The sequence below is a fragment of the Aeromonas piscicola genome, assembly GCF_000820005.1.
GTDB lineage: Bacteria > Pseudomonadota > Gammaproteobacteria > Enterobacterales > Aeromonadaceae > Aeromonas > Aeromonas piscicola.
The window spans coordinates 176,419-203,141 of the sequence record NZ_CDBL01000007.1; the positions used below are offsets into that span (position 1 = coordinate 176,419).

General features: G+C 59.9%; 28 protein-coding genes. 24 read left to right on the forward strand and 4 right to left on the reverse strand.

What is annotated here, in order from left to right; translation table 11 throughout:
- Positions 1-8 precede the first annotated feature (8 nt).
- From secF to nlpI, 3 genes are all read left to right on the forward strand, one after another.
- Positions 9-956 carry a protein translocase subunit SecF gene (secF, locus tag BN1128_RS01700; RefSeq protein ID WP_042865861.1) on the forward strand — a complete coding sequence of 316 codons (948 nt, stop codon included), beginning with the start codon at positions 9-11 and terminating at the stop codon, positions 954-956.
- Between the two features lie 99 nt (positions 957-1,055).
- On the forward strand, positions 1,056-1,424 hold the full coding sequence (locus tag BN1128_RS01705) for a rhodanese-like domain-containing protein (RefSeq protein WP_042865862.1): 369 nt from the start codon (positions 1,056-1,058) through the stop codon (positions 1,422-1,424).
- Positions 1,425-1,514: 90 nt separating this feature from the next.
- Complete coding sequence (gene nlpI / locus BN1128_RS01710; RefSeq protein ID WP_280136097.1) at positions 1,515-2,462, forward strand: lipoprotein NlpI; 948 nt, start codon at positions 1,515-1,517, stop codon at positions 2,460-2,462.
- Between the two features lie 76 nt (positions 2,463-2,538).
- Here the strand turns inward: nlpI and BN1128_RS01715 are convergent, their stop codons facing one another.
- Positions 2,539-3,411 (reverse strand): U32 family peptidase, encoded by an 873-nt coding sequence (locus BN1128_RS01715; RefSeq protein WP_042865863.1) that lies wholly within the window; start codon positions 3,409-3,411, stop codon positions 2,539-2,541.
- Positions 3,412-3,425: 14 nt separating this feature from the next.
- Positions 3,426-4,421: a ubiquinone anaerobic biosynthesis protein UbiU gene (gene ubiU / locus BN1128_RS01720; protein ID WP_042865864.1), complete on the reverse strand. Its 996-nt coding sequence runs from the start codon at positions 4,419-4,421 to the stop codon at positions 3,426-3,428.
- A 189-nt stretch (positions 4,422-4,610) separates the two neighbouring features.
- On the opposite strand from ubiU, the gene ubiT reads away from it, so the two are divergent.
- Positions 4,611-5,150, forward strand: a complete 540-nt coding sequence (gene ubiT / locus BN1128_RS01725) for a ubiquinone anaerobic biosynthesis accessory factor UbiT (protein WP_042865907.1) — start codon at positions 4,611-4,613, stop codon at positions 5,148-5,150.
- On the opposite strand, the gene BN1128_RS01730 is transcribed toward ubiT, so the two are convergent.
- Entirely contained in the window at positions 5,097-5,513 is a 417-nt protein-coding gene (locus tag BN1128_RS01730; protein ID WP_042865908.1) for a hypothetical protein, read from the reverse strand. The two genes, ubiT and BN1128_RS01730, sit on opposite strands and share 54 nt — an antisense overlap.
- 180 nt (positions 5,514-5,693) lie before the next feature.
- Here BN1128_RS01730 and trmJ point away from each other — a divergent pair, with 180 nt between their 5' ends.
- From trmJ to BN1128_RS01830, 20 genes are all read left to right on the forward strand, one after another.
- A complete protein-coding gene (trmJ, locus tag BN1128_RS01735) occupies positions 5,694-6,416 on the forward strand; it encodes a tRNA (cytosine(32)/uridine(32)-2'-O)-methyltransferase TrmJ (RefSeq protein ID WP_042865865.1) in 723 nt (240 codons plus the stop codon).
- Positions 6,417-6,509: 93 nt separating this feature from the next.
- Positions 6,510-7,013, forward strand: a complete 504-nt coding sequence (iscR, locus tag BN1128_RS01740) for a Fe-S cluster assembly transcriptional regulator IscR (protein WP_042865866.1) — start codon at positions 6,510-6,512, stop codon at positions 7,011-7,013.
- 57 nt (positions 7,014-7,070) lie between these two features.
- On the forward strand, positions 7,071-8,285 hold the full coding sequence (locus BN1128_RS01745; protein ID WP_042865867.1) for an IscS subfamily cysteine desulfurase: 1,215 nt from the start codon (positions 7,071-7,073) through the stop codon (positions 8,283-8,285).
- Between the two features lie 41 nt (positions 8,286-8,326).
- Positions 8,327-8,710, forward strand: coding sequence for a Fe-S cluster assembly scaffold IscU (gene iscU, locus BN1128_RS01750; protein WP_005310405.1), 384 nt, complete (start codon positions 8,327-8,329; stop codon positions 8,708-8,710).
- 15 nt (positions 8,711-8,725) lie between these two features.
- On the forward strand, positions 8,726-9,049 hold the full coding sequence (gene iscA, locus BN1128_RS01755) for an iron-sulfur cluster assembly protein IscA (RefSeq protein ID WP_042865868.1): 324 nt from the start codon (positions 8,726-8,728) through the stop codon (positions 9,047-9,049).
- Between the two features lie 112 nt (positions 9,050-9,161).
- The gene (gene hscB, locus BN1128_RS01760; RefSeq protein WP_042865869.1) at positions 9,162-9,680 is read left to right on the forward strand and encodes a co-chaperone HscB; all 519 of its coding nucleotides are present in this window, start codon (positions 9,162-9,164) and stop codon (positions 9,678-9,680) included.
- Between the two features lie 28 nt (positions 9,681-9,708).
- Positions 9,709-11,556, forward strand: coding sequence for a Fe-S protein assembly chaperone HscA (hscA, locus tag BN1128_RS01765; protein WP_042865870.1), 1,848 nt, complete (start codon positions 9,709-9,711; stop codon positions 11,554-11,556).
- A gap of 1 nt (position 11,557) precedes the next feature.
- On the forward strand, positions 11,558-11,896 hold the full coding sequence (fdx, locus tag BN1128_RS01770; protein WP_005310414.1) for an ISC system 2Fe-2S type ferredoxin: 339 nt from the start codon (positions 11,558-11,560) through the stop codon (positions 11,894-11,896).
- Between the two features lie 158 nt (positions 11,897-12,054).
- On the forward strand, positions 12,055-13,359 hold the full coding sequence (pepB, locus tag BN1128_RS01775) for an aminopeptidase PepB (RefSeq protein WP_042865871.1): 1,305 nt from the start codon (positions 12,055-12,057) through the stop codon (positions 13,357-13,359).
- A gap of 103 nt (positions 13,360-13,462) precedes the next feature.
- Positions 13,463-14,746 (forward strand): aminopeptidase PepB, encoded by a 1,284-nt coding sequence (gene pepB, locus BN1128_RS01780; RefSeq protein ID WP_042865872.1) that lies wholly within the window; start codon positions 13,463-13,465, stop codon positions 14,744-14,746.
- A 283-nt stretch (positions 14,747-15,029) separates the two neighbouring features.
- Positions 15,030-15,458: a nucleoside-diphosphate kinase gene (gene ndk, locus BN1128_RS01785; RefSeq protein WP_042865873.1), complete on the forward strand. Its 429-nt coding sequence runs from the start codon at positions 15,030-15,032 to the stop codon at positions 15,456-15,458.
- Between the two features lie 166 nt (positions 15,459-15,624).
- Positions 15,625-16,728, forward strand: coding sequence for a dual-specificity RNA methyltransferase RlmN (gene rlmN, locus BN1128_RS01790; RefSeq protein WP_042034400.1), 1,104 nt, complete (start codon positions 15,625-15,627; stop codon positions 16,726-16,728).
- 12 nt (positions 16,729-16,740) lie between these two features.
- Positions 16,741-17,532, forward strand: a complete 792-nt coding sequence (gene tapF / locus BN1128_RS01795; protein ID WP_098984355.1) for a PilW family type IVa pilus biogenesis/stability lipoprotein TapF — start codon at positions 16,741-16,743, stop codon at positions 17,530-17,532.
- On the forward strand, positions 17,522-18,457 hold the full coding sequence (rodZ, locus tag BN1128_RS01800; protein ID WP_042865875.1) for a cytoskeleton protein RodZ: 936 nt from the start codon (positions 17,522-17,524) through the stop codon (positions 18,455-18,457). Before tapF ends, rodZ begins: the two co-directional genes overlap by 11 nt.
- A gap of 10 nt (positions 18,458-18,467) precedes the next feature.
- Positions 18,468-19,583: a flavodoxin-dependent (E)-4-hydroxy-3-methylbut-2-enyl-diphosphate synthase gene (ispG, locus tag BN1128_RS01805; protein ID WP_042865876.1), complete on the forward strand. Its 1,116-nt coding sequence runs from the start codon at positions 18,468-18,470 to the stop codon at positions 19,581-19,583.
- A 139-nt stretch (positions 19,584-19,722) separates the two neighbouring features.
- A complete protein-coding gene (hisS, locus tag BN1128_RS01810; RefSeq protein WP_042865877.1) occupies positions 19,723-21,000 on the forward strand; it encodes a histidine--tRNA ligase in 1,278 nt (425 codons plus the stop codon).
- A 3-nt stretch (positions 21,001-21,003) separates the two neighbouring features.
- A complete protein-coding gene (locus BN1128_RS01815; protein ID WP_042865878.1) occupies positions 21,004-21,654 on the forward strand; it encodes a YfgM family protein in 651 nt (216 codons plus the stop codon).
- On the forward strand, positions 21,647-22,831 hold the full coding sequence (gene bamB, locus BN1128_RS01820) for an outer membrane protein assembly factor BamB (RefSeq protein ID WP_042865879.1): 1,185 nt from the start codon (positions 21,647-21,649) through the stop codon (positions 22,829-22,831). Before BN1128_RS01815 ends, bamB begins: the two co-directional genes overlap by 8 nt.
- Positions 22,832-22,905: 74 nt before the next feature.
- A complete protein-coding gene (gene der, locus BN1128_RS01825; RefSeq protein ID WP_042865880.1) occupies positions 22,906-24,405 on the forward strand; it encodes a ribosome biogenesis GTPase Der in 1,500 nt (499 codons plus the stop codon).
- Positions 24,406-24,504: 99 nt separating this feature from the next.
- On the forward strand, positions 24,505-24,738 hold the full coding sequence (locus BN1128_RS01830) for a zinc ribbon domain-containing protein (protein ID WP_042865881.1): 234 nt from the start codon (positions 24,505-24,507) through the stop codon (positions 24,736-24,738).
- A gap of 354 nt (positions 24,739-25,092) precedes the next feature.
- On the opposite strand, the gene mltF is transcribed toward BN1128_RS01830, so the two are convergent.
- Positions 25,093-26,580, reverse strand: coding sequence for a membrane-bound lytic murein transglycosylase MltF (gene mltF, locus BN1128_RS01835; RefSeq protein ID WP_042865882.1), 1,488 nt, complete (start codon positions 26,578-26,580; stop codon positions 25,093-25,095).
- Positions 26,581-26,723 lie beyond the last annotated feature (143 nt).

Genomic DNA, 26,723 nt, shown 5'->3' on the forward strand with positions numbered 1-26,723 from the left:
GAAGAGACATGTTTCAGATTCTACATTTTGAAAAGCCGATCCCCTTCATGCGCTTCGCCAAGTCGGGAATGGTGTTCTCTGCCCTGCTGACGATGCTTGCCCTGTTCTGCCTGTTCGATCGGGGTCTGAACTGGGGTCTGGACTTCACCGGTGGTACCACCATAGAGGTGGGGTTCCAGCAGTCGGTGAGCCTGGACAGGATGCATGAGGCGCTGGATGAGCAGAAGATTGAAGGGGCGACCCTGCAATTCTTCGGCTCCAGCCGCGACGTGCTGGTGCGCATGACCCCGAAAGAGGGGGTCAAGGTGGAGCAACAGGGTAACGAAGTGCTGGCAGCGGCCAAGCTGATCGATCAGGGCGCCGTGCTCAAGCGCGTCGAATTCGTCGGCCCCTCCGTGGGTGACGAGCTGGCGACAGACGGTGCCCTGGCCATGCTGGCCTCCATCCTCTGTATCCTGGCCTACGTGGCGGTGCGCTTCGAGTGGCGTCTGGCCATGGGGGGCATACTCTCCCTGGCGCACGATGTCATCATCACCCTTGGTATCTTCGCCTACTTCCAGTACGAGTTTGACTTGACCGTGCTGGCGGCCTTGATGACGTTGGTGGGTTACTCCTTGAACGACACCATAGTGGTGTTCGACCGTTTGCGGGAGAACTTCCGCAAGGTGCGCAAGGGAAATACCAGCGAAATCATGGATCTCTCCATGACCGAGACCCTGAGCCGTACCATCATTACTTCGGGGTTGACCTTCGTGGTGGTGGTGGCGCTGCTGCTCAAGGGCGGTCCGTTGATCCACGGTTTTGCCATCGCCATGGTGATCGGGGTGGCCTTCGGCACCTACTCCTCCATCTATGTGGCGAGTGCCTCTGCCATGTTCTTCGGGGTCAAGCGGGAGCACATGCTGCCGACCCAGGTGGAAAAAGAGGGCGCGGATCAGCAAGAGATCCTGCCGTAAACGACAAGGGCGCCGCGAGGCGCCCTTTCTCTTATGGCCCGGGTGAGTCATTATGCTCCCCGTTACCCATCTCCTATCATCCAAGGCAAGGAGCAAGCCATGCAACACAATCCCCGTTTTCTGGCGCTGGTAGAGGCCGTTCGCACTCAGGTGCAAGAGACAGACGTGCATCAGATCAAACGCTGGCAGGATGAGGGGCGCGCCTTTTATCTGATCGACGTGCGCGAAGAGAGCGAGTGGGCAAGGGGTCATCTGCCGGGGGCGAGTTATCTCGGCCGTGGCGTGATCGAGCGCGACATCGAGACTCGCTATCCGGATCCAGCCACCGAGCTCTACCTCTATTGTGGTGGGGGATTTCGCTCCATCCTGGTGGCGGATAACCTGCAGAAGATGGGTTATAGCCGGGTTGTCAGCGTAGATGGTGGCTTTCGGGGCTGGTGTGATGCCGGATACCCTGTCGAATCCTGATTTATTTGAGGGAGAGAGGATCAGCCACATGACAAAGTGTCGGTTGACCTTTACCATATGCGGGGTCAAGCGTAAGCGTCGGAGTGTTCATTGAACGTCAGGAAAGGGATTGGATACCTCCTTGGTATCCTGTTGCTGCTCCCCATGTGGGGTTGCAGCAGTAGCAGTCAGGTTGAAGCGCCTCAAGTTCCCAAGCCGCAACCCGCTTCACTGGTATTGGCGACCCCCCTGCAGGTCTCTTACCAGAGCGAGTTGGCGTTGGCGCGACTCGGGCAGATGCTCGGTGAGATGGAATTGACCACCGAGCAACGGGCTGAACTGTTTTATGAGCGTGCAGTGGTGTTTGACCGGGTCGGCTTGCGCTCCTTGGCGAGGCTGGATTTCAACCGGGCCTTGCGGGAGAAACCGGATTTTGCCGAAGCCTACAATTTCATCGGCGTTTATCTGGTGCAGCAGCAGAATTATGACGAAGCCTACGAGGCATTTGATTCCGCCCTCGAGCTGGCTCCCGATTATGACTATGCCTATCTCAACCGTGGCATAGCGCTCTATTACGGCAATCGTCCCGAGCTGGCCGCAGCCGATATGAAACGCTTCTATGAAGCGCAGCCGGAAGATCCCTATCGGGTGATCTGGCTCTATCTGGCCGAGCAGAAGCTCAATGCACCGGCCGCTATGAGCCGGATGCGCGAGCGTCTAAACAAGTATGACGACGACGCTTGGAACTGGGATCTGGTTCGCCTCTACACAGGCGAGCTCAATGCGACCCAGTTGATGGGCAACGTGGTGAAAGGGGTGAAGGACAATCGGGAGCTTGCCGAGCGCCTGTGTGAAACCTACTTCTACCTCGGCAAGTTTGAACTGGCCAAGGGCAACCGCAAGGAAGCCATCAGCTACTTCAAGTTGGCACTCGCCAACAACGTGTATGACTTCATCGAGCACAGATATGCCTTGCTCGAGCTGGAGCTGATGGCGCGCAAACCCTTGCCGCCGGGTGCCCAGAGCGCACAGGGCAAGAGCAGCAAGCAGGCCTCCTGAATGCTGGTTCTCGCGATGTAAAAAAGGCCTCATTGTGAGGCCTTTTTGCTGTCTGCACTCTGGCATGGGTGTGGCGTTATTCCACCAGACTCATACCGGGGATCTGGCGCCAGTAACCGTTGCAGTCCCGCTCCCGTTGCAGGGACAGGGGGGCCTGACCTTGCTGGTTGGCCTTGAAGCGATCCAGCATCTCAAGGGTGCCCAGTCCCTCGGGGGAGAGGCGCACTACGTCCACCAGACCGTCCATGCCGCTGATCTCGTTGCCCAGGTTGTAACAATAACCCGACTGGGTCTGGATACCGTTGAGATTGAACACCTTCTGCCCCTCGCGGCTGCTGGCCAGCCGGCCTGTGGGGTAGTGGATGCAGGCGAGTTCGCAGTTGTCCTTGGGCTTGTCGAGGGAGCGGGCGGTGAAGCAGCGCGCCGAGTAGGCAAGCGGCAGGTGGCCGTAGGCGAACACCTCCACTTCGAACTGCTGGCGAGCGCTGCCCAGATCCTGATTGAGCTGCACCAACCAGTCGCGCGACAGCTCCACCGGCATCACCCAGCGTGTCATCCCCTGTTTGAGCAGCATGCGCAGCACGTCGGCGTTGTAGGCATTGATGGCCGGGCCGCAGACAAACGGGATCCTCGCTTCCCAGGCAAGTTGCACTGTGCCGAGATCGTTGGCCTCGACCATGAGATCGCCATTGTCGACCAGCCGTTTCACCTCCTTGAGCTCGGAGGGGGCCGAGATCAGCGCCAGGGTGGAGAGCACAACCTGCTTGCCCGAGGTCGCCACCTGGCGGGCGAGGGAGATCCAGTCATCTACTTTCAGTTCGCGGCGCTTGCTGCAGACGGTTTCCCCCAGATAGATGATGTCCGCCTGGCTCTGTGCTGCGGTGTCGTAAAAGGCCTGGGTGTCGGCCTTGGGCCAGTAGAAGAGCAGAGGCCCGAGAGAGAATTGCATGTGGTTGAGCTCCTTTATTGCCACTGACGATGATAGGCACCCAGGGTAGTCTGACTCCCCTCGGAGACGCGGGCGAGCTGGGCATCCCACTCGGCTTTGACGCTATAGCCCTCGGGATTGGCTTGGTAGGCGTCGATGGCGGCGCGCCAGACCCGGGTGACCTGCTCCACGTAGGCGGGGCTGCGCTGGCGCCCCTCGATCTTGACCGACTGGATCCCGGTCTGGAACAGTTCTGGCAAGAGCCCTAGGGTGTTGAGGCTGGTCGGCTCCTCCAGGGCATGGTAGGTCTGGCCATCCACCTCGAAGCGGCCCTTGCACAGGGTCGGGTAGCCGGCATTTTCACCCGGTCCGTAACGGTCGATCAGCACCTCGTTGAGGCGGGACTCGAGGCCCGCCGGCGTCTCCTCCCAGCGCACAAACTTGGCCGGTGAGCAGGCACCCACGGTATTGGGACTCTCGCCGGTCATGTAGGAGGATAAGTAGCAACGCCCCTCCGCCATGATGCAGAGGCTGCCGAAGGCGAACACCTCGAGACCGACGTCGGTCTCGCGGGCTAGCTGTCTGACCTGATGCATGGAGAGCACCCGTGGCAGCACCACACGGCCGACTTTGAAATGCTGCTGATAGAAGCGGATGGCGGCGGCATTGGTGGCGCTGGCCTGCACCGAGACATGCAGTTCCATGTCCGGATGGTGGCGGCTGGCGTAATCGAGCACGGCGAGATCGGCGATGATAAGGGCGTCGGCACCGAGCGCCACACCCCGGTCCACCGCCTGCTTCCATCTGGTATCCGAGCCCGGGTGGGCGAAGGTATTGATGGCGATATGCAGCTTGCGGCCATGCTGGTGCACGTAGTCCACTGCCTTTTCCAGCTTGCTGTCGGTGAAGTTGAGACCGGCAAAGTGGCGGGCATTGGTGTCATCCTTGAAACCGATGTAAACCGCATCGGCCCCATTATCCACGGCTGTTTTCAGTGCCGGCAAACTGCCTGCTGGACAGAGTAATTCCATCGGGTACGCTCCGAGAGGGCAAAAATGCAAAAGTGGCCCGATTGTATTCATCGATGCCTTCCTACTTTTTGACCTGAGGCAGCTTTGTGTGGCTTTACCCTTCTTGAGGTAAGTCGGCACAAGTTTGATTTCCAACAGGATCCGGAGTCTGGCCCTGTGTTTGAATGCGCAAAAAACTGGGAGTTTATCGTGTTTCAACAACTGCAATGTCGCCTGGTCGAACAGGCTCCCCGCTTTCTGCGCCACCCCCTCAAGCTGGTGCCGTTTGCGCTGCAGCAGAACTTGATGGAGCGCCTGCTGGCGCGAGTGTTCAAGGAAGCCATCCAGGATGGTGACTTCGAGTTTCTGGCCGGCAAATGGCTCAAGGTCGAGGTATTGGATCTCGAGCTGTGCTGGTTCATCAGCGAACAGGCTGGAAAACTGGTGGTGGCCTGCCATTGTGAGCGGGCGGATGTCTGCTTCAGCGGCACCACCAACGACCTCATACTGATCGCCGGTCGCAAGGAAGATCCCGATTCCCTCTTCTTTCAGCGCAAGCTGAAGATTGAAGGGGATACCGAGCTGGGACTGGAGGTGAAGAACCTGATGGACAGCCTGGATCTGGATGGTTTGCCGAGCCTGATGCGCTACCCGCTGATGGATCTTGCCACCTTCATCGAACGGGCGCGCACCGCGTCAGCGCAGGAGCCGCACTCTGCGCCGACGAGCGGTGTCCCGTCTCAGGTGTGATGTCAGGCCACCGGCATGGTGGCGGTAGTGACTGCGCGCCCACAGGCAGCGACAGGCCCAGACACAAGGGATCAAGGCCAGCAGGGCAGTAGCGTTGGGGAGTCGGGAAAGCAACAGACCCAGCGCCAGCCAGACGAAGGGCTGCGCCTCGTACAGCCACTCCGGCTGGAACCAGCGTTTGGTCGGAAAGATGACCAGATCGGTGCGCCGATAGCTGGAGCGCATCATCCAGATGACGGCGCCTGCGACAAACAACAGGCTGCCTGCCAGCCAGAGCAAGGGGGTCTGGGTAAGCGTGAGCGTGCCGACCGCGGTCAGCAGATAGCAGACTGGTAACCTCTCATAAAGCCAGCGCGGGCACATGTTGCCTCCGTTCATAGATCCACTCATCCTCCAAGTTTAGCCTGCGGTCAGCCTCTGCTCATGATGCTTTGTTCTACACAATGATGGTTTTGTTGTGAAATGGCGCGCCTTTTACGGTGCCAAAATAGCGATTGGCTATGTTACAATTGCGCGCCATTTTTGACTGAAGATTGACTGGGCATGTTGGATCAGATTCGTATCGTGTTGGTAAACACTTCTCACACCGGCAACATGGGCTCTGCGGCGCGCGCCATGAAGACTATGGGACTGACTCAACTGGTGTTGGTTGATCCACAGGCCCTGCCAGATGACAACGCCATGGCCCTGGCGGCAGGGGCCAGCGATGTCCTGGCCAATGCCCGCATAGTGTCGACGCTGGATGAAGCCATTGCCGATTGTGGTCTGGTCATAGGCACCAGCGCCCGTTCCCGGACCTTAAGCTGGCCCATGCTGGATCCTCGCGAAGCGGGGGAGAAGGCGGTGGTGGAGGGTGTGAAGCATCCGGTTGCCCTGGTGTTTGGCCGTGAACGCACTGGCCTCACCAACGACGAGCTGCAGAAGTGCCACTACCACGTTGCCATTGCGGCCAACCCCGAATACAGCTCCCTCAATCTGGCCATGGCGGTGCAGACCATCTGTTACGAAGTGCGGATGCACTGGTTGCAGGGTCAGGCTCCCGAGGTGGAGAGCGAGGCGGATTATCCCAGTGCCGAGCAGCTGGAAGGCTTCTATCAGCACCTGGAGCAGACCCTGCTCAAAACGGGTTTCATCGCCGATGACCATCCGGGGCAGGTGATGAGCAAGCTGCGTCGCCTGTTCAATCGAGCCCGTCCGGAAACGGTGGAACTCAACATTCTGCGCGGCATTTTGACCTCGGTACAGAAGCCGAAACCGCAGGATTAAACCTGACTGTATTACTCAACCATATACTTGACTGTTTTAGTCGGGTATGTGACCATATGCCCATATTGATTGGTTCGCAAGACGGTAAGGCATATGAGACTGACCTCAAAAGGACGTTACGCTGTGACTGCCATGCTCGACGTGGCGTTGCATGCAGAGCAGGGGCCCGTGCCTCTGGCTGATATTTCAGAACGCCAGGGCATCTCCTTGTCCTATCTGGAACAACTGTTTGCCCGCCTGCGCAAGCATGGTCTGGTGAGCAGCGTACGTGGCCCGGGTGGCGGCTATCGCCTCGGTCTGGCCCCTGACGCCATCTCGGTCGGTCAGGTGATCACCGCGGTCGACGAGTCGGTGGATGCCACCAAGTGCCTCGGCAAAGGCGGCTGCCACGGCGGCACTCAGTGCCTCACTCACTCCCTGTGGCGTGATCTCAGCGAGCGCATTTCCAGTTTCCTGGGTGATATCACCTTGGCGGAGCTGGTGGGTCAGGCGGATGTGCGCCGGATCGCCGGCAAGCAAGACGAACAAATGAAAACCGTGTTGTCCCTGGTTGATCGGGCAGAACGCGGCGATGTGAGCTTGAAAGTCCAACTATAAACAAACGTGCTTTCCACAGTCGGTCGATGTGTGACCCTGGCTGTAACGGAGAAAAACATGAAACTGCCTATTTACCTTGATTATTCGGCAACCTGTCCGGTGGACCCGCGTGTCGCAGAAAAAATGATGCAGTGTCTCACCATGGATGGCCTGTTCGGCAATCCAGCATCCCGTTCCCACCGCTTTGGCTGGCAAGCCGAAGAGGCGGTCGACCTGGCCCGTAATCAAGTGGCAGAGCTGATCGGTGCCGACCCGCGCGAGATCGTCTTCACCTCCGGCGCGACCGAATCCAACAACCTGGCCATCAAGGGCGTTGCCCATTTCTATGCTGGCAAGGGCAAACACATCATCACCTCCAAGACAGAGCACAAGGCGGTACTCGATACTTGCCGCCAGCTGGAGCGTGAAGGCTATGAGGTGACCTACCTCGAGCCGATGCCGAACGGCTTGTTCACTCTGGAGCAGATTGAAGGTGCCCTGCGCGATGACACCATTCTGGTCAGCATCATGCATGTGAACAACGAGATCGGCGTGGTGCAGAACATTGCCGCCATCGGCGATCTGTGCCGCTCCCGCAAGATCCTGCTGCACGTGGACGCAGTCCAGAGCGTGGGCAAGATCCCGGTGGATGTGGAAGCGCTGAAAGTTGACTTGCTCTCTGTTTCTGCGCACAAGGTATACGGCCCGAAAGGGATCGGTGCCCTGTTTGTGCGCCGTAAGCCCCGCGTTCGTCTGGAAGCCCAGATGCACGGCGGTGGTCATGAGCGTGGCATGCGTTCCGGCACCCTGCCGACCCACCAGATCGTCGGCATGGGCGAAGCCTTCCGCATCGCCAGGGAAGAGATGGTGAGTGAAGGTCAACGCATCATGGCCCTGCGTCAGCGTCTGTGGGATGGCATCAAGGACATCGAAGCTGTTTACATCAACGGTGACCTGGAACAGCGTGTGCCGGGCAACCTGAACGTCAGCTTCGCCTATGTGGAAGGGGAATCCCTGATCATGGCGCTGAAGGATCTGGCGGTCTCTTCCGGCTCTGCCTGCACCTCGGCCAGCCTGGAGCCCTCCTATGTGCTGCGTGCACTGGGTCTGAACGACGAGCTGGCGCACAGCTCCATCCGTTTCAGTCTGGGTCGCTTCACCACAGAAGAAGAGATTGATTACGCAATCAAGCTTATCCGTGACTCCATCGGTCGTCTGCGCGAGATGTCTCCCCTGTGGGAGATGTACAAAGACGGCGTCGATCTGAACACGGTCGAATGGGCTCATCACTGATCCACAGGATCAGTGATCAACGGAATTAGCAGGAGTTAGATATGGCTTACAGTGAAAAAGTAATCGACCACTACGAGAATCCCCGCAACGTAGGTGGCTTCGACAAGAACGATCCCAACATTGCGACCGGCATGGTTGGCGCCCCGGCTTGTGGCGACGTGATGAAGCTGCAGTTGAAGATCAGCGACGACGGCATCATCGAAGATGCCAAGTTCAAGACCTATGGCTGTGGTTCCGCCATTGCCTCCAGCTCTCTGGTGACCGAGTGGGTCAAGGGCAAGACCCTGGACGAAGCCGCCGGTATCAAGAACACCGACATCGCCGAAGAGCTGGCCCTGCCACCGGTGAAGATCCACTGCTCCATTCTGGCTGAGGACGCCATCAAGGCCGCCATCGCCGATTACAAGCAGAAGAAAGGTCTCTAAGGTCAGGAGCGCAGTATGGCCATTACCATGACAGATGCCGCAGCGGCACGGGTTTCCTCTTTTCTGACCAACCGGGGCAAGGGCATTGGCCTGCGCCTCGGCGTCAAGACCACCGGCTGTTCGGGTCTTGCCTATGTGCTCGAGTTTGTCGATGAGCTGGCGGATGAAGATCAGGTGTTTGAGCAAAACGGTGTCAAAGTCATCGTCGATGCCAAGAGCTTGATCCATCTGGATGGCACCGAGCTGGACTTCGTCAAGGAGGGGCTCAACGAGGGCTTCCAGTTCAACAACCCCAACGCCAAGGGCGAGTGTGGTTGTGGCGAAAGTTTCAGTGTCTAACCGATTTGACGTACGGCATGGCTTGCCGCTTGAACTGGCCGGAAACGGCCAGTTCAACATCGCCAGCGCCAAGGGCGAGTGTGGTGGTGGCGAACGTGTCTAAGAGGCTTGCATGAATCATTTCGAGCTGTTTGGGCTGGTTGAAGGCTTCGAGCTCGATACCCGTCAGCTGGCGGATACTTACCGTCAGTTGCAAACCCAGTTCCACCCTGATCGTTTTGCCACGGCTCCCGAGCGGGAGCAACTGGTTGCGGTGCAACGTGCCGCCCAGATCAACGATGCATTCACCACCCTCAAGGCGCCCCTGCGCCGAGCCGAGTATCTGCTCTCCCTGCGCGGAACCGAACTTCGTGGCGAGCAGCAAACCCTGCAAGACACTCCCTTCCTGATGCAGCAACTGGAGTGGCGTGAGCGGCTGGCCGACCTGAAAGGGGAGCCCGAGCCTGAGCGCGCCATCAAGGATTTTCGCCACGAAATCAGGCATGATCACCAGTTGTTGATGCAACGCCTGACTCAGGATCTCGCCGCTGGCAATGATGTGAGCGCGGCTGATTGCGTTCGCAAACTCAAGTTTGTCGACAAGCTCCTCGAAGAGCTGGAACGATTCGAAGACTCGCTGTTCGAGTCTTGATCCTTTAACGCTGGAATTTTGATTACCCATGGCATTACTGCAAATCGCCGAGCCCGGCCAGAGCGCCGCACCTCATCAGCATAAACGTGCCGTTGGCATCGATCTTGGCACCACCAATTCTCTGGTCGCGGCAGTGCGCAGCGGCCACGCCGATACCCTCTGCGACGAGCAGGGTCGGGATCTGCTGCCCTCCGTGGTGCACTATCAGGTTGATGCTATCCGTGTCGGCTTTGACGCCAAGCGTGAAGCCTCACTTGATCCGCACAACACCATCGTCTCCGCCAAGCGGATGATGGGCAAGGCGCTGGCCGATATCGATACCCGCCAGCAGCCTTATGAGTTCGTGGCCGCTGACAACGGCATGCCCCAGTTGCAGACCCGTCAGGGGCTGGTCAACCCGGTGCAGGTCTCAGCCGAAATCTTGAAGAAATTGGCTGAGCGTGGCGCCGCGGCACTGGGCGGCGAGCTGGATGGCGTTGTCATTACAGTGCCCGCCTATTTCGATGACGCCCAGCGTCAGGGCACCAAGGACGCGGCCCGTCTGGCCGGTCTGCACGTGCTGCGCCTGCTCAACGAACCCACTGCGGCTGCGATTGCCTACGGCCTCGACTCCGGCCAGGAAGGGGTGATAGCGGTCTACGATCTCGGTGGCGGTACCTTCGACATCTCCATCCTGCGGCTGCATCGCGGCGTGTTCGAGGTGATGGCCACTGGCGGTGACTCGGCGCTGGGGGGCGATGATTTCGATCACCTGCTGGCGGACTGGATCAAGGCGCAGGCCGGTCTTGAAGGTCAGCTGGATGCCAGCACCCAGCGCGAATTGCTAGATGTGGCCGCCACCGTCAAACACGGCCTGACCGATGCCGATCTGGTGCCCTGTGCCTTTGCCGGTTGGCAGAGGGAGGTGAGCCGTCACTTGTTTGAGGAACTCATCACACCGCTGGTCAAGCGTACCTTGCTGGCCTGTCGCCGAGCCTTGCGTGATGCGGGGCTGGAGCAGGTAGAAGTGCTGGAGGTGGTGATGGTCGGTGGCTCTACCCGGGTGCCGCTGGTACGCGAGCGAGTGGGGGAATTCTTCCAGCGTACGCCGCTGACCAGTATCGACCCGGACAAGGTAGTCGCCATTGGCGCCGCCATCCAGGCCGATATCCTGGTGGGCAACAAGCCTGATGCCGAGATGCTGCTGCTGGACGTGATCCCGCTCTCCCTTGGTCTTGAGACCATGGGTGGCCTCGCCGAGAAGGTGATCCCGCGCAATACCACGATTCCGGTGGCCCGTGCCCAGGAGTTCACCACTTTCAAGGATGGCCAGACCGCGATGGCAATCCACGTGGTGCAAGGGGAGCGTGAACTGGTGGCCGATTGCCGTTCCCTGGCCCGTTTCACCCTGACCGGCATTCCACCGATGGCTGCGGGTGCCGCCCACATTCGCGTCACCTTCCAGGTGGATGCGGATGGTCTGCTGTCGGTCAGTGCCATGGAGAAATCCTCCGGCGTGCAGGCCGAGATCCAGGTCAAACCTTCCTACGGGCTGGGGGAGGAGGACATACTCACCATGCTGAGTGCCTCCATCGCCAATGCCCAGCAAGACATGGATGCCCGCATGCTGGCAGAGCAGCAGGTGGAGGCCGACCGTGTGGTCGAAAGTCTCAATGCTGCCCTGGCCGCCGATGGCGATGCGCTGCTGAGCACCGCCGAGCGTGCTGCCATCGACAGTGCGATCACCCATCTGCTGTCCGTGCGCGCCGCAGGGACAACCAATCAAATCAAAGATGCCATCGAGGCGGCGGACGCTGTCAGTGGTGAATTTGCAGCCCGCCGGATGGACGCCTCCATCCGCAAGGTGCTGACCGGACAAAACGTCAACAAGGTGTAATATGCCAAAACTGATTATTCTGCCCCATCCCGAGCTCTGTCCGGACGGTGCCGCGCTCGAAGGCAAGAGTGGAGAGACCATCCTGGATGTGGCGCTGCGCAATGGCATCGAGATCGAGCACGCCTGCGAGAAGTCCTGCGCCTGCACCACCTGTCATTGCGTGGTGCGAGAAGGGTTTGACTCCCTCGAGCCGAGCGATGAGCTGGAAGATGACATGCTGGACAAGGCATGGGGACTGGAGCCGGAATCACGCCTCAGTTGCCAGGCCAGACTGGCAGACGAGGATCTGGTGGTGGAACTGCCCAAGTACACCATCAACCTCGCCTCAGAACGCCATTGATGGCACCTTAATTACACATGAGTGAATTGAGCGTGCAGCATCCCATGGTGCAGTAATGATATGGTGAAGGCCGTGACCCTCGAGGGGAACGGCCTTTTTTGTGCTCGTTATTTCCCTATTCATTAATGAAAGTGCCAATAAAAAGGAAGCAAGTGAAGATGGCTGACATGATGAAGGTAGTGTTGTCCACCCAGGCCGCGGCCGCCCAGTGGGGCGAAGGCGCCCTGCTCAGTTTCAACGGTGACGAGGCCCACATTCATTTGGGCTCTATCGCCCAGGAAAATGACGCCTTGCGCACCATACAGCGTGCGGCCCGCCGTATCGAGTCCAGCGGCATCAAGCGGGTGAAGCTGGTCGGTGATGATTGGGATCTGGAACGCCGTTACGCCTTCGCCCAGGGCTTCTACGCCGCCAAGGGCGTGCGTGAACTGGACCTCGGTGAGCAGAGTGTTTCTGATGCCCGCGAGCTGGATGCGCTGATCAAGGCGAGCCGCTGGGTGCGCGAGGTGACCAACGGTTGCCCGGAAGCCATTTATCCCATGAGCCTGGCGGAGTCCGCCCTGCTGCTCATTCGTGGCCTGGGTGGCGATCAGGTGACTGCCCGTATCACGGCTGGCGAGGCGCTGCGTGAGGCGGGTCATATCGGGATCTGGTCGGTGGGCCGTGGCAGCGAGCGCGAACCCGTGCTGCTGGAGCTCGACTACAACCCGACCGGGGATCGCAACGCTCCCGTGGTGGCCGCCCTGGTGGGCAAGGGCATCACCTTCGACTCCGGTGGCTACTCCATGAAGTCTTCTGACAACATGCTGCCGATGAAGTCCGATATGGGCGGCGCCGCCATGGTGACCGGTGCCCTGGCGCTTGCCATCAGTCGCGGCCTCAAGCACAGGGTCAAGCTCATCCTCTGCTGCGCCGAAAACCTGGTCTCCGGCCATGCCTTCAAACTCGGCGACATCCTCACCTACAAGAACGGCATCTCGGTCGAGATCCAGAATACCGATGCCGAAGGGCGTCTGGTGCTGGCCGACGGCCTGATGGCCGCATCCGACAGTGGTGCCGCCTATATTCTCGATGCTGCCACCTTGACCGGCGCCGCCAAGACGGCGCTGGGTCGCGACTACAACGCCGTGTTTGCCCTCGATGAGACCGAGCAGCAACGCACCCTGGCGGCCGCCAAAGCCGAACAGGAGAAGGCCTGGGCCCTGCCGCTGGAACCCTGGCATGTGGGCCAGCTCACCTCCGCGTTTGCCGAGCTGGGCAACGTGGCCTCCGCCGAAGGCACGGCCGGAGCGACCACGGCGGCCGCCTTCCTGTCCCGTTTTGTGCGTGACGATGGCAAGGGCTGGGTACACCTGGATCTGGCTGCCTCCTATCAGAAATCGGGCAACGATCTGTGGGCGACCGGTGCCAAGGGCCACGGCCTGCGCACGATCGCTCGCTGGCTGCAGGAGGTGACTGAATGAGTGTCTGGCTGAATCAAGAATTTGGTGATGGTTTGGGACAACCGGCGCAAAAAGCCACGGCCTGCTTACTATCGGTAGCCCGCAGGCTGCAGGAGGAGACAGCATGAACGTCTGGTTAAGTCGCGAGTTTGCGCCGGCCGAGTGGGGAGAGGGGGCGCTGCTCTCTCACCGCGCCGATGGCATGGTGATCCACCTGGTCACCGCCACGCCGCTGCTCGATATCCAGCAGGCGGCGCGTCGACTGTGCAGCCAGGGGATCCAGAAAGTGGCCCTGGCCGGTCATTGGGAGCGCGAGCAGCAGTGGGCCTTCGCCCAGGGGCTGCAGACCCCCAAGGCCGAAGTCGAGCTGCAGTGGGCCACCTCGTCCGAAGAGGACAGGGAGGAGCTGGAGGCGCGCTGGCTGTGCGGACGCTGGGTCCGCGAGATGACCAATGCCACCCCGGAGCAACTGGGGCCGCTGGAGCTGGCGGTGGAGGCGGCGGCCTTCATCACCGAGCTGGCGCCGGACAGGATCAGTCATCGCATCCTGAAAGGAGAGGCGTTGCAACAGGCAGGCTGGGTCGGTCTCTATCAGGTTGGCCGTGGCAGCGATCGCGAGCCCGTGCTGCTGGAGCTGGACTACAACCCGACCGGGGATCGCAACGCCCCGGTGGCGGCGGCCCTGGTGGGCAAAGGCATCACCTTCGACTCCGGTGGCTACTCCATGAAAACCTCCCAGGGCATGCTCACCATGAAGCATGACATGGGGGGGGCGGCCATAGTGACCGGTGCCCTGGCGCTGGCCATACTGCGCGGCCTCGACAAGCGGGTGAAGCTCATCCTCTGCTGCGCCGAGAACCTGGTCTCCGGCCATGCCTACAAGCTGGGTGATATCCTTACCTACAAGAACGGCACTACGGTCGAGATCGTCAACACGGATGCCGAGGGGCGCCTGGTGCTGGCCGACGGCCTGCAACTGGCAAGCGACAGCGGGGCGCCGCTTATCATAGATGCAGCCACCCTGACGGGCGCCGCCGTCATGGCGCTGGGGGGGCGTTACAACGCCCTGTTTGGACTGGACAAGGGACTGGTGAGCCGCGCCATGGTTTACGCCGATGCCGAGCAGGAGCCCGCCTGGCCACTGCCGCTGGAGCCCTGGCACCGCCAGCAGTGCCCGTCTCACTATGCCGACACGGCCAACAGCCGCCCTGTGCCGGGCGGTGGCCCGGGCGGCGCCTCCAACGCGGCGGGCTTCCTCTCCCGCTTCGTCGGCAATGAAGGACGGGGTTGGTTGCACGTCGATCTGGCCGCATGTTTCAGCGACAACGGTGACAGCCTGTGGGCGCCGGGCGCCAACACCCAGGGTATGCGCACCATAGCGCATACCCTGCTGGCGGAAGCGCGCTGAGCAGGATGGCAATCGTCAAGGAAGGGCACCTGAGGGTGCCCTTTTCAGCAGTGCTGCATTAGTGAGCAATAGGCAGGGTTTCAGGGGCTTAACACGGCTATCGTGCACAAGCGCACATTTTTTCTTGCCGCACTGGACCAAGATGAGTGGTGATGTTGTTTTAAGGACGTGTTTGTTTAATAAGAAGTTGCTTTTTTGTGTGTTATTTCGGTTTTTGTTTACGTATAATCGCCGCCGAACATGGATTCTAACAATAAAACTCTGTAGTTAAGGAAAGATCTCAATGGCCATCGAACGTACCTTTTCTATCGTCAAGCCGGATGCAGTCAGCAAAAACTTGATCGGTGCCATCTATAACCGCTTCGAGAGCGCGGGTCTGAAAGTCATCGCCGCCAAGATGCTGCATCTGAGCAGCGAGCAAGCCGCCGGTTTCTACGCAGAACACCAGGGCAAGCCTTTCTATGACGGATTGGTCAGCTTCATGACCTCTGGCCCTGTGATGGTACAGGTGCTGGAAGGGGAAGAGGCCATCCGCCGTCACCGTGAAATCATGGGGGCGACCAACCCGAAAGAGGCCCTGGCCGGTACCCTGCGTGCCTGCTACGCCGAGAGCATCGACCGCAACGCGGTACACGGCTCCGACGCTCCGGCCTCTGCCGCCCGTGAAATTGCCTACTTCTTCTCCGACGACGAGATCTGCCCGCGCGGCTGATCTTGCCCTGAGATGATCAAGGGAGCCTCGGCTCCCTTTTGTTTTTTGGCCTTTTGGTCAATATCCTCTTATTCTCCAGCTGGAAAGCCGGACCCATTATTTGTACAATGCCGCCCCCTGACTTCGTCAGCCAATAATTTATGTAGTTTGTGGACTGAGGCCTTTGATGAGCGAAATAAAAACCAACCTGCTGGATCTTGATCGGGATGCCATGCGTGCCTTCTTCGTCGAACTGGGCGAGAAGCCATTCCGGGCAGATCAGATCATGAAGTGGATCTATCACTTCGGTTGTGATGATTTCGATCAGATGAACAACGTCAACAAGGTACTGCGCGAGCGCCTGAAGGCGATCGCCGAGATCCGCGCGCCGGAAGTTAGCCGTGAACAGCGTTCCGCGGACGGCACCATCAAGTGGGCGCTGCAGGTCGGCGGTCAGGAAGTGGAGACCGTCTACATCCCGGAAGAAGACCGAGCCACCCTGTGCGTCTCTTCTCAGGTAGGTTGTGCGCTGGCGTGCAAGTTCTGCTCCACGGCCCAGCAGGGCTTTAACCGTAATCTGAAAGTGTCCGAGATCATCGGCCAGGTATGGCGCGCCGCCAAGATAGTCGGTGGCAAGCGCCCTATCACCAACGTGGTGATGATGGGCATGGGGGAGCCGCTGCTCAACCTCGCCAACGTGGTGCCGGCCATGCGTCTGATGATGGATGACTTCGGCTACGGTATCTCCAAGCGCCGCGTGACCATCTCCACCTCGGGTGTGGTGCCGGCGCTGGATATCCTCGGCGATCAAATTGACGTGGCCCTGGCCATTTCCCTGCATGCGCCGAACGACAAGCTGCGTTCCGAGATCATGCCGATCAACGACAAGTACAACATCGAGGATTTCCTCGCCGGTGTGCGCCGTTATCTGGCCAAGTCCAATGCCAATGGCGGCCGCGTGACGGTGGAGTATGTGCTGCTCGATCATATCAATGACGACATGCAGCATGCCCACGAGCTGGCCAAGGTGCTCAAAGACACCCCGAGCAAGATCAACCTGATCCCGTTCAACCCCTTCCCGGGCAACCCCTATGGCAAGCCGAGCAACAGCCGCATCGACCGTTTCTCCAAGGTGCTGATGGAATATGGCTTCACCGTCATCGTCCGCAAGACCCGTGGTGACGACATCGACGCCGCCTGCGGTCAGCTGGTGGGAGAGGTGATAGATCGCACCAAACGCACCATGAAAAATCGGATGCAACAGGATGGGATTTCCGTCAAAATGGTTTAAATTGCTAAGCCATTGTATAGTCAGGGAATGGATACACGTACATTGATCGTAGTGGCAGCGCTCTGTGCGCTGCCAGGCTGTGTTACCGAGACCACTTACGCTGGCCAGAATTCGACCCAGCGTGAAGTGGGTCCCGACCTCAAGGCGGCTGCCCAGACCCGTCTGGACTTAGGTATTCAATATCTGCGACAGGGCAATGCCGAACAGGCCAAGTTCAACCTTGATCGCGCCCTCCAGTACGACCCCGACAACCCTCAGGTCTATATCGGCTTCGCTTACTTCTACCAGCAGGTAGAGGATTACAAGGCGGCCGAGGAGAGCTACAAGAAAGCCCTCGCCATGGATCCGTCCAATGCTGACGCAATGAACAACTACGGTGCCTTCCTGTGCAACCGTGGTCGCTTTGATGAGGCGGAGAAGGCATTCCTGCAGGCGATCAGCCAACCCAATTACATCAAGATTGCCGATACCTATGAAAATGCGGCACTTTGCGCCGCGCAAAATCGCAGAAATGATAAAGCAAGCGAGTACTATCGCTTGGCCTTGGGGTATAATCCCCGCAATCCAAGGTTATTGCTGGACATGGCTGAGCTTTCCATGAAAGATGGCAAGCTGCCTGATGTACAGGCCTATCTCGCTCGTTTCGCCGATGCGTCAGACGAGAACGAGAGCAGTCTCTGGTTGAGATTGCGGCTGGCTCAGGCCATGGACAAACCGGCACTCCTTCACCAATTCGGGACTGAGCTGGTAAGGCAATATCCCTCTTCGCAACAAGCCAAGCGTTACTTAGCCAATGACTACTGAACAGCCACACGATTTTCAAGACGACTCCCAGGCAGCAGGCCCAGGCCAGCTGCTGCGCAACGCCCGTGAACAGCTTGGCTGGACACGAGAACAGGTTGCGTCCCGCATTCACCTTCGTCTGACCCTGATTGCTGCGATCGAATCAGATACGTATGACAAGCACACTTCCCATACCTTTATCCGGGGCTACCTGCGTACCTACGCCAAGCTGGTCGGCATCCCGGATGAAACCATTCTGGCCGCCTACGACAAGCTGGGGTTGACGCCTCCCGACAACATCGACATGCAGAGCTTTTCCCGTCGCTCGCGCCAGCAGGCAAACGACAGCCGGCTCAAGGTGGTGACCTGGCTGGTGATCCTGGTGCTGATCGCGCTCTCCGTCGCCTGGTGGTGGCAGAGCACGGCGCGCCGCTCCGCCGGTGACGAAGCGTTAGCGGCCACTGAAATGAGTGCAACCGCCAACCCGCAGGGCGCGACCCTCTCTTCTGCGACGGATGTGGTTGACCCAGTGGTTATGCCAGCCGCCTCCGATGCGATGGCAACGGCCGCAGAGCCGATCGTGAGCAGCGCTGCTGCCACGGCGCCGCAGGCTGAGGCCAGCAGTGCCGCCGTGGCGACTGTGACCTCTGCGAGTGTGGCGACGCTGCCGGTCGCTGACGATGCGACCACGGATCCCGCCAAGGCGCCTCAGCTCAAGATGAGTTTCACCGCCGACTGTTGGCTGGACGTCAAGGACGCCAAGGGCAAGACACTGTTCAGCGGCCTGAAGAAGGCAAATGATCAACTGGTATTGGAAGGACCCGAGCCGCTCAAGTTCATCATTGGCGCGCCCATGGCGGTCAATATCGAATATCAGGGCAAGTCCATCGACATGAGCCGTTACAACAACGGCCGGACTGCTCGCCTCTCACTGCCGCAGGAGTAATCTGTCCGCCATGTCCGCTCACGAATCTCCCATCATTCGTCGTAAATCCAGGCAGATCATGGTCGGTAACGTACCGGTTGGGGGCGACGCCCCCATCACGGTTCAGACCATGACCAACACCAAGACCACGGACGTGGCCGCCACCGTCGAGCAGATCCGGCGGATAGAGCGGGTTGGTGCCGACATAGTCCGGGTCTCGGTACCCACCATGGAAGCGGCGGAAGCCTTCAAGCTCATCAAGCAGCAGACTCGTATCCCCATCGTTGCCGACATCCACTTCGACTACCGCATCGCCCTGAAAGTGGCCGAGTACGGCGCCGACTGCCTGCGTATCAACCCGGGCAACATCGGCAACGAAGAGCGGGTGCGCGCCGTGGTCGATTGCGCGCGCCACTACAACATCCCGATCCGTATCGGCGTCAACGGCGGCTCTCTTGAGAAAGACATTCAGGAGAAGTACGGCGAGCCGACCCCGGAGGCACTGCTCGAGTCGGCCATGCGCCACGTGGATTACCTGGATCGTCTCAACTTCGACAACTTCAAGGTGAGCGTCAAGGCGTCTGACGTCTTCCTGGCCATCGGGGCCTATCGCCTGCTGGCCAAGCAGATCGAGCAGCCGCTGCACCTTGGCATCACGGAAGCGGGCGGTTTTCGCGCTGGCGCGGTGAAATCCGCCGTCGGGCTCGGCATGCTGCTGGCCGATGGCATAGGCGATACCATCCGTATCTCGCTGGCGGCCGATCCGGTGGAAGAGATCAAGGTAGGCTTTGATATCCTCAAATCCCTGCGCATCCGTTCCCGCGGCATCAACTTCATCGCCTGTCCCTCCTGCTCCCGTCAGGAGTTCGATGTGATCGCCACCGTCAATGCCCTGGAAGAGCGACTGGAAGACATCATCACCCCCATGGATGTCTCCATTATCGGCTGTGTGGTGAACGGCCCGGGCGAGGCGCTGGTCTCCGATCTGGGGCTGGCGGGTGCGGCCAACAAGAGCGCCTTCTACGAGGGCGGTCAGCGGGTCGACCGGCTGGACAACAAGGATCTCATCCCGATCCTGGAGCGCCGTATTCGCGCCCGGGCGGCCATGCTGGATCCGGCCAACCAGATCCAGGTGGACGAGGGTTGAGCCAGTGCGGGGCCACCTAGGGTGGCCCTGTCTTTAGGTTGCTGATTTTAAATCCCGTATTGGAGCGCCCTGATTTTACCTCGGGGTCGAAAATCCCTATAATGCGGCCAAATTTCACGTCTTTTTCTCGAGTATCAACGTGGCAAAACAGATCCAAGCTATTCGCGGTATGAACGATTGCCTGCCGGAGCAGAGCCCGGTATGGCAGAAAGTAGAACAGATACTGCGCCAAGTGGTCGCCAGCTATGGCTACAGCGAAGTGCGCATGCCGATCGTCGAGCAGACTCATCTGTTCAAGCGTGCCATCGGTGAAGTGACCGACGTGGTCGAAAAAGAGATGTACAGCTTCGAAGACCGCAACGGTGACAGCCTGAGCCTGCGTCCGGAAGGGACTGCCAGCTGCGTCCGTGCCGGTATCGAGCACGGTCTGCTCTACAACCAGGAACGCCGGATGTGGTACATGGGTCCCATGTTCCGCCACGAGCGTCCCCAGAAGGGCCGTTACCGCCAGTTCCATCAGTTCGGGGTCGAGCTGTTTGGCATCAACGGGCCGGATATTGACGCCGAACTCATCATGCTGACCCACCGTCTGTGGCGTCTGTTCGGCATCAGCGATCACGTCACCCTGCAGCTCAACACCCTGGGCCAGAGTGCCGAGCGCGCCGCCTATCGCGATGCGCTGGTGGCTTACCTCGAGCAGTACAAGGATCAGCTTGACGAAGAGAGCCAGCGCCGCATGTACAGCAACCCGCTGCGGGTGCTCGACTCCAAGGATGCCAAGGTACAGGCCATTCTGGTGGATGCCCCGCGCCTGTTCGATCACCTGGGTGAAGAGAGCCTGGCTCACTTCGAGGGGCTCAAGCGCCTGCTCACCTCCGCCGGTATCCAGTTCGAGGTGAACGAGCGTCTGGTGCGCGGCCTTGACTATTACAACCTGACCGTGTTCGAGTGGGTCACCAGCAGCCTGGGTGCCCAGGGCACCGTTTGTGCCGGTGGCCGTTACGACGGCCTGGTGGAGCAGCTTGGCGGTCAAGCGACCCCGGCCGTGGGCTTTGCCATGGGCATGGAGCGCCTGGTGCTGATGCTGGAGACCCTGGAGCTTAATGCCGATATCCGCCCTGCGGTGGACGTCTATCTGGCCATGGTGGGCGAGGGGACCGAGCAGGCTGGCTTCGCGCTTGCCGAGCGTCTGCGTGATGCCCTGCCAGACCTGCGCCTGATGAGCCACTGCGGTGGCGGCAACTTCAAGAAACAACTCAAGCGTGCCGACAAGTGCGGCGCGGCCATTGCCCTGATCCTTGGTGAAACCGAGGTGCAAAACGGGGAGATCACCATCAAATATCTGCGTGGCCAGGCCGAGCAACAGACCGTCACGGTCGACGCCGCCATTGCCCTGCTGGCAGCCAAAGGAGAGTAAGCAGTGGAAGTTTATACCACCGAAGAACAACAGGTTGAGGTCATCAAGAGCTGGTGGAAAGAGAACGGAACCTCGGTGCTCGCAGGAACTGTTATCGGTCTGGTTGGACTCTTTGGCTGGCGTTATTACAACGAGCGTCAGCAGACCAACCAGGAAGCCGCTTCCCAGGCTTACAACGAGATCTCGGCCCAGCTGGCCAAGGGGGATGCCGCCGCCTTCGAACAGGTACAAGGCTTCATCAGTGCCCACCAGGGTGACTCTTATGCCGAGCTGGCCGCCCTGCAACTGGCTGCCGCTGCCGTCAAGGCAAACAAGCTGGACTTGGCTGCCGAGCAGCTGACCCAGGTGGCAAACAATGGTGACGAGAGCATTCGTCCCATCGCCGCCCTGCGTCTGGCCCGGGTCCTGAACGATCAGGGCAAGGCTGACGAGGCCCTGGCCCAGCTTGGCAAGATCAGCAATGACGCCTTCAAGGCCCAGGTGGCGGAAGTGCGTGGCGACATCCTGCTCAAACAGGGCAAGGCCGAAGAGGCGCGCGATGCCTATCAGGCGGCGGCCGATGCCGGCGGCCTGCAGGGCAGCGCCGAGCTCAAGCTGAAGATGGACGATCTGGCGCTGCCAGCCGTGACCACGGGTGGAGCTCCGGATGCGTAATCTGTTCAAGATGGTGGCGTTGGGGGCGGCAGTCTCCTTCGCCCTGCAGGGGTGCTCCCTGTTCAGCTCGGAAGAAGATCTCAATCCCATGGCGCCTTTGCCCGTGGTTGAATCTGCCTTCAGCGCCGACACGGCCTGGTCCTCTCCCGTCGGGGATGGCATAGGCGACTTTTACTCCCAGCTCAAGCCGGCGGTAGAAGAGGAGCGCATCTATGCCGCGGCCCGCGATGGCGATGTGACTGCCTTCGATCGTGCCAGCGGCAAGGAGCTGTGGAGCGTGGACTTGGCTGACCTGCCTATCAACGCCGACAAGCGCAGCGCCCGCCTCTCCGGCGGTCTGGTTTCTCGCTACGGCAAGCTGTTCCTCGGCTCCGAGAACGGGGTTGTCTACGCCCTGAACGAAGAGAACGGGGAAGTGCTGTGGCAGACCACGGTACCGGGTGAAGTGGTGGCAAGCCCCGCCGTCGAAGACGGTCGTGTGGTGGTGTTGACCACCTCGGGGCGCCTGGTGGCGCTCGATACCGATGAAGGCAAGCTGCAGTGGACCCTGGCGGAAGAGCAGCCGCCGCTGACCTTGCGCAGTGCCGGTGCCCCCATCATCACCAACGGCGCCGTGCTCTATGGCCGTGCCGATGGCAAGGTGGGCATAGCCCTGCTGAGCAATGGTCAGCCTGTACGCCAGTCCAAGGTGGCCGATCCGCGCGGTGCGACCGAGCTGGATCGCATGGTGGACGTGGATGCGACGCCGCTGATCGCTGGCGATGAGCTCTATGCCATCGCCTACAATGGTCAGCTGATGGCACGCAAGCTGATGACCGGTGACGAGGTGTGGAAGCGCAAGTATTCCGGCTACCGCGACATGGCGGTGACCGGCAATGCCATCGTGCTGACCGACAGCCGCAGCCATCTGTTTGCCGTTGACAGGCGCAACGGGCTTGAGCTGTGGTCCAATACCCAGCTGGAAAACCGCACCGTGACTGCCCCCGTCATCCTGGGTGACTATGTGGTGGTCGGCGATGTGGAAGGTTACCTGTATTGGCTGGATCGTACCGACGGTTCCATCAAGGCCATGCAGCAGCTCGACAGCAGTGGTCTCTACGCGGCCCCTCTGGTGGACGGTGACACCCTGTATGTGCAGAGCCGTGGCGGCAAGTTGTACGCTATCAAGCGTCCCTGATCGTCCGATAATGTGAATATCCGGCTCCTGGTCTTCGGACCCGGAGCCTTTGTCGTCTTGAGAATGAGGCTTTTATGACTCCTGTAGTAGCCCTGGTGGGCCGCCCCAACGTGGGGAAATCCACCCTGTTTAACCGCTTGACCCGTACCCGGGATGCCCTGGTGGCCGACTTCCCCGGTTTGACCCGGGACCGTAAATACGGTCAGGCGAAGTTGGGCGAGCTGGAATTTATCGTGGTGGATACCGGCGGTATCGATGGTACCGAAGAGGGGATCGAGCTGAAGATGGCCGAGCAGTCCCTGCTGGCCATCGAAGAAGCTGATGTGGTGCTGTTCATGGTGGATGCCCGTGCTGGTCTGACCGCTGCGGATCAGGCCATCGCCGAGCACCTGCGCAAGACCCACAAGACGGTGTTTCTGGTGGCCAACAAGACAGACGGCATCGACGGTGACTCCGCCGTGTCCGAGTTCTACGGTCTGGCGCTGGGAGAGGTCTACCAGATCGCTGCCGCCCACGGCCGTGGCGTGCTGAGCCTGCTGGAACTGGCGCTGGCACCCCATCTGGAAACCCTGGTCGAAGCCGCTGCCGAAGAAGATGCGCAGGATGAAGAAGAGGAGGACTTCGACGAAGAAGCCCTGCTGCGCATGGTAGCCGCCGGTGATCTCGATACCCGGGAAGACACCAAGGAGACCCCGTTCGCCGACTTGCCCATCAAGTTCGCCATCGTCGGTCGCCCCAACGTCGGCAAATCGACCCTGACCAACCGCATGCTGGGTGAAGACCGCGTCATCGTCTATGACATGCCGGGCACCACCCGCGACTCCGTCTATGTGCCGATGGAGCGTGACGAGCAGAAGTACGTCATCATCGACACCGCCGGTGTGCGTCGTCGTGGCAAGGTGCATGAGACGGTGGAGAAGTTCTCCGTCATCAAGACGCTCAAGGCTATTGAAGATGCCAACGTCTGCCTGCTGGTGATCGATGCCCAGGAGACCATCACGGATCAGGACTTGAGCATCCTCGGCTTCGTGCTCCACTCAGGCCGCTCCGTGGTGCTGGTGGTGAACAAGTGGGACGGCCTGGACCAGAAGGTGAAAGAGGACGTCAAGAACGAGCTGGACAGACGCCTGGGCTTCATCGATTTTGCCCGTGTTCACTTCATCTCCGCCCTGCACGGCAGCGGTGTCGGCCACCTGTTCGAATCCATTCAGGAGGCGTACCAGTCCGCCACCCGCCGTACCAGCACCGCCATGCTGACCCGCATCATGCAGATGGCGCAGGAAGATCACCAGCCGCCCATGGTGAACGGTCGCCGCGTCAAGCTCAAATATGCCCACGCCGGTGGTTACAACCCACCGCGCATCGTGATCCACGGCAACCAGTTGAACGACCTGCCGGATTCGTACAAGCGGTATCTGATCAACTACTTCCGCAAGTCGCTCAAGATCATGGGCTCCCCGATCCGGGTCGAGTTCCAGGAGTCGGCCAACCCGTTCGAGGGTCGGAAGAACACCATGACCCTGAGCCAGGAGCGTCAACGCAAGCGCCTGCTCAAGGCCAAAACCAAGAAATAAGGCCCAGCGGCTGCCCTCACCGGCAGCCGTTTTTTCTTGGGGCGAGGGGCATCTGCTGTGGGGCGGCCCACAGCACATTCACTTTGAGAGGAGTCGAGTATGAGCACCCTGATATGCCCGGCCTGCAGCGCCGAGCTGGACAGCCGCAGTCCCGAGATCGGCTGTGGCCAGTGCCAGGCCCGTTATCGCATCCGGGCCCTGTGTCCGACCTGCCAGCAGGAGCTGGAGCGGCTCAAGGCCTGCGGCGCCGTGGATTACTTCTGCAACCACTGCAACAGCCTGGTGTCAAAGCGCGCGGTGCGCTTTGAGGTGAGCCCGGCAGGGCAGGCGTGAGGCAATAAAAAACCCGGCAAATGCCGGGTTTATTCTGTGTGTTCTGCTATCAGCAAGGTGTAGGAGCGGTTTCTGCGCCATATCTTGCGTTTGATGTCATTGAGCTTGAGTTTGCGTCTGGGGCTCCAGGCGCACTTTGCTTTTCTGACCAGTGTCGTTCTTCTACGAGCTCGCATCTTGGTCTCCTCCCATTGGATGGCCATCCCGGCCTCGATGAATGGAGCCCATCTGAAAATGCTGTCATCCAGCTGACAAGCTGCTGAAATCAGGCGATAAAAACAGTTTCGGACAGGCCCCGGCACATCCGGATGGTAACAGAGAACCTACCGGTAAAACAAACTTGTCAACAAGGGCTCAACGCAGGGTGATCTGTTTGACCACTTCGGCGATGACGGTGGGGGGTTCAGCACTCTGTGGCTCGCTGCTGTCGTCATCCAGTTCCTCGCGGCGGTGGGCCTTCTGCTGCTCGTTGTCGAGCCAGAGCAGGCTCTGGTAATACTGACGCACGTTGTTGACGTAGTTGCGCGCCTCGCCGCCCCGGGCATAGCCGTAGCGCGCCTTGCGGTGCCAGCGCGCCTGCTGCAGCAGGGGCAGCACCTCTTTCACGTCGCTCCAGGCATCGGGGTTCTTGCCGAGCTCCTTGGTCAGGCGGCGGGCATCCATCATGTGGCCGTAGCCGATGTTGTAGGCGGTGAGGGCAAACCACACCTTCTCGTCATCGGGCACGGAGGCGGGTACCTTCTCCATCATCTGCTGCAGATAGCGGGCGCCGCCCTTGATACTCTCCTCCGGATGCAGCCGGTTGTTGACCCCCATCGCCTTGGCGGTGGGTTCGGTCAGCATCATCATGCCGCGCACGCCCGTGTAGGAACGCGCCTCCGGATCCCAGTGGGACTCCTGATAGCTGATAGCGGCCAGCAGGCGCCAATCCACCACGCTGGCGTGGGTCTTGAACAGATCCTGATACTTGGGCAGCAGGCTCTTGGCCCGCTGCAGGAAGGTGCGGGTGTCGACGAAGTCGAAGTTCTGTACGTGGCCGAAGTACTTCTCATCCAGCTTGGCGATGGCGCCATCCATGAAGCGCTGGCCGAAGAAGTCGATGATGCTGGCGTAGAGGCTGTCATCGGGCAGCTTGGTCATGGCCCAGGCCACCGTCTGGTTCTTGGAGAGGGTCAGCCCCTCGGTGAGCTCGGGGTAGTAACGCTGGGTACGGGCCAGCACAGTATCCTGCACCACTGTGTAATCAATCTTGCCGTCGGCCACCTGTTTGAGCAGCTCTTCCACGTCAGCGTCCCGGTTGGTACTCCACTTCAGGTTGGGGTGCTGTTTGCTGAGCTCCTTGAGCAGGTCTTCCCCGGTGGAGCCGGCAGGCACCACTATCGAGCCCTTTAGATCACCTATCCCCTTGGGCTTGGGCGAGCCGTTGCGATAGACCAACTTGGGGGATACCTGATAAAAACCGGGGCCGAAGCGAAACAGGGCACGTCGCTCCGGGGTGACCACGATGGCGGCGGCGGCGAGATCCAGCTTGCCCTTCTTGAGCAGCTCGACCAGTTCGGCGGTGGAGTAGACGGGGACTATGGTGAGCTTGACGCCCAGCCAGTCGGCATAGCTTTTCGCCAGCTCGTAATCGAAGCCCTGGGCGGTCTCGTCACGCTGGTAATAGGAGGTGGGGCCATAGATGGTGCCAACCCGGATCTCGCCCCGTTGGCGGATCTGTTCCAGCTGGCTGGAGGGGGTGTAGAAGTCACAACCGACCAGGGTCAGCAGCAACATCAGCCCGATAAACAGTCGAAAAATGCAGCGCAAGTAGGTGAGTACCCTTGTTGAAAAAATCGGCATTTGTCAAAAAAGAGGGACCTTTATACCAGAGAGTGTGCACCGAGTCACACTTGGCAAATCAAGAAAAACGTTTGTCCGGCGTCAGCCTGATCCCTATAATACGCGCGTCTCAATTCCCCCCCACTTTAACACTTGGTGAGAAA

What these genes read in the sequence shown, in the direction of transcription:
- secF (WP_042865861.1), top strand. Translation starts at nt 9, where the DNA reads ATGTTTCAGATTCTACATTTTGAAAAGCCGATCCCCTTCATGCGCTTC.
- BN1128_RS01705 (WP_042865862.1), top strand. Translation starts at nt 1,056, where the DNA reads ATGCAACACAATCCCCGTTTTCTGGCGCTGGTAGAGGCCGTTCGCACT.
- BN1128_RS01715 (WP_042865863.1), bottom strand. Translation starts at nt 3,411, where the DNA reads ATGCAATTCTCTCTCGGGCCTCTGCTCTTCTACTGGCCCAAGGCCGAC.
- ubiU (WP_042865864.1), bottom strand. Translation starts at nt 4,421, where the DNA reads ATGGAATTACTCTGTCCAGCAGGCAGTTTGCCGGCACTGAAAACAGCC.
- BN1128_RS01730 (WP_042865908.1), bottom strand. Translation starts at nt 5,513, where the DNA reads ATGTGCCCGCGCTGGCTTTATGAGAGGTTACCAGTCTGCTATCTGCTG.
- trmJ (WP_042865865.1), top strand. Translation starts at nt 5,694, where the DNA reads ATGTTGGATCAGATTCGTATCGTGTTGGTAAACACTTCTCACACCGGC.
- iscR (WP_042865866.1), top strand. Translation starts at nt 6,510, where the DNA reads ATGAGACTGACCTCAAAAGGACGTTACGCTGTGACTGCCATGCTCGAC.
- BN1128_RS01745 (WP_042865867.1), top strand. Translation starts at nt 7,071, where the DNA reads ATGAAACTGCCTATTTACCTTGATTATTCGGCAACCTGTCCGGTGGAC.
- iscU (WP_005310405.1), top strand. Translation starts at nt 8,327, where the DNA reads ATGGCTTACAGTGAAAAAGTAATCGACCACTACGAGAATCCCCGCAAC.
- iscA (WP_042865868.1), top strand. Translation starts at nt 8,726, where the DNA reads ATGGCCATTACCATGACAGATGCCGCAGCGGCACGGGTTTCCTCTTTT.
- hscB (WP_042865869.1), top strand. Translation starts at nt 9,162, where the DNA reads ATGAATCATTTCGAGCTGTTTGGGCTGGTTGAAGGCTTCGAGCTCGAT.
- hscA (WP_042865870.1), top strand. Translation starts at nt 9,709, where the DNA reads ATGGCATTACTGCAAATCGCCGAGCCCGGCCAGAGCGCCGCACCTCAT.
- fdx (WP_005310414.1), top strand. Translation starts at nt 11,558, where the DNA reads ATGCCAAAACTGATTATTCTGCCCCATCCCGAGCTCTGTCCGGACGGT.
- pepB (WP_042865871.1), top strand. Translation starts at nt 12,055, where the DNA reads ATGGCTGACATGATGAAGGTAGTGTTGTCCACCCAGGCCGCGGCCGCC.
- pepB (WP_042865872.1), top strand. Translation starts at nt 13,463, where the DNA reads ATGAACGTCTGGTTAAGTCGCGAGTTTGCGCCGGCCGAGTGGGGAGAG.
- ndk (WP_042865873.1), top strand. Translation starts at nt 15,030, where the DNA reads ATGGCCATCGAACGTACCTTTTCTATCGTCAAGCCGGATGCAGTCAGC.
- rlmN (WP_042034400.1), top strand. Translation starts at nt 15,625, where the DNA reads ATGAGCGAAATAAAAACCAACCTGCTGGATCTTGATCGGGATGCCATG.
- rodZ (WP_042865875.1), top strand. Translation starts at nt 17,522, where the DNA reads ATGACTACTGAACAGCCACACGATTTTCAAGACGACTCCCAGGCAGCA.
- ispG (WP_042865876.1), top strand. Translation starts at nt 18,468, where the DNA reads ATGTCCGCTCACGAATCTCCCATCATTCGTCGTAAATCCAGGCAGATC.
- bamB (WP_042865879.1), top strand. Translation starts at nt 21,647, where the DNA reads ATGCGTAATCTGTTCAAGATGGTGGCGTTGGGGGCGGCAGTCTCCTTC.
- der (WP_042865880.1), top strand. Translation starts at nt 22,906, where the DNA reads ATGACTCCTGTAGTAGCCCTGGTGGGCCGCCCCAACGTGGGGAAATCC.
- BN1128_RS01830 (WP_042865881.1), top strand. Translation starts at nt 24,505, where the DNA reads ATGAGCACCCTGATATGCCCGGCCTGCAGCGCCGAGCTGGACAGCCGC.
- mltF (WP_042865882.1), bottom strand. Translation starts at nt 26,580, where the DNA reads ATGCCGATTTTTTCAACAAGGGTACTCACCTACTTGCGCTGCATTTTT.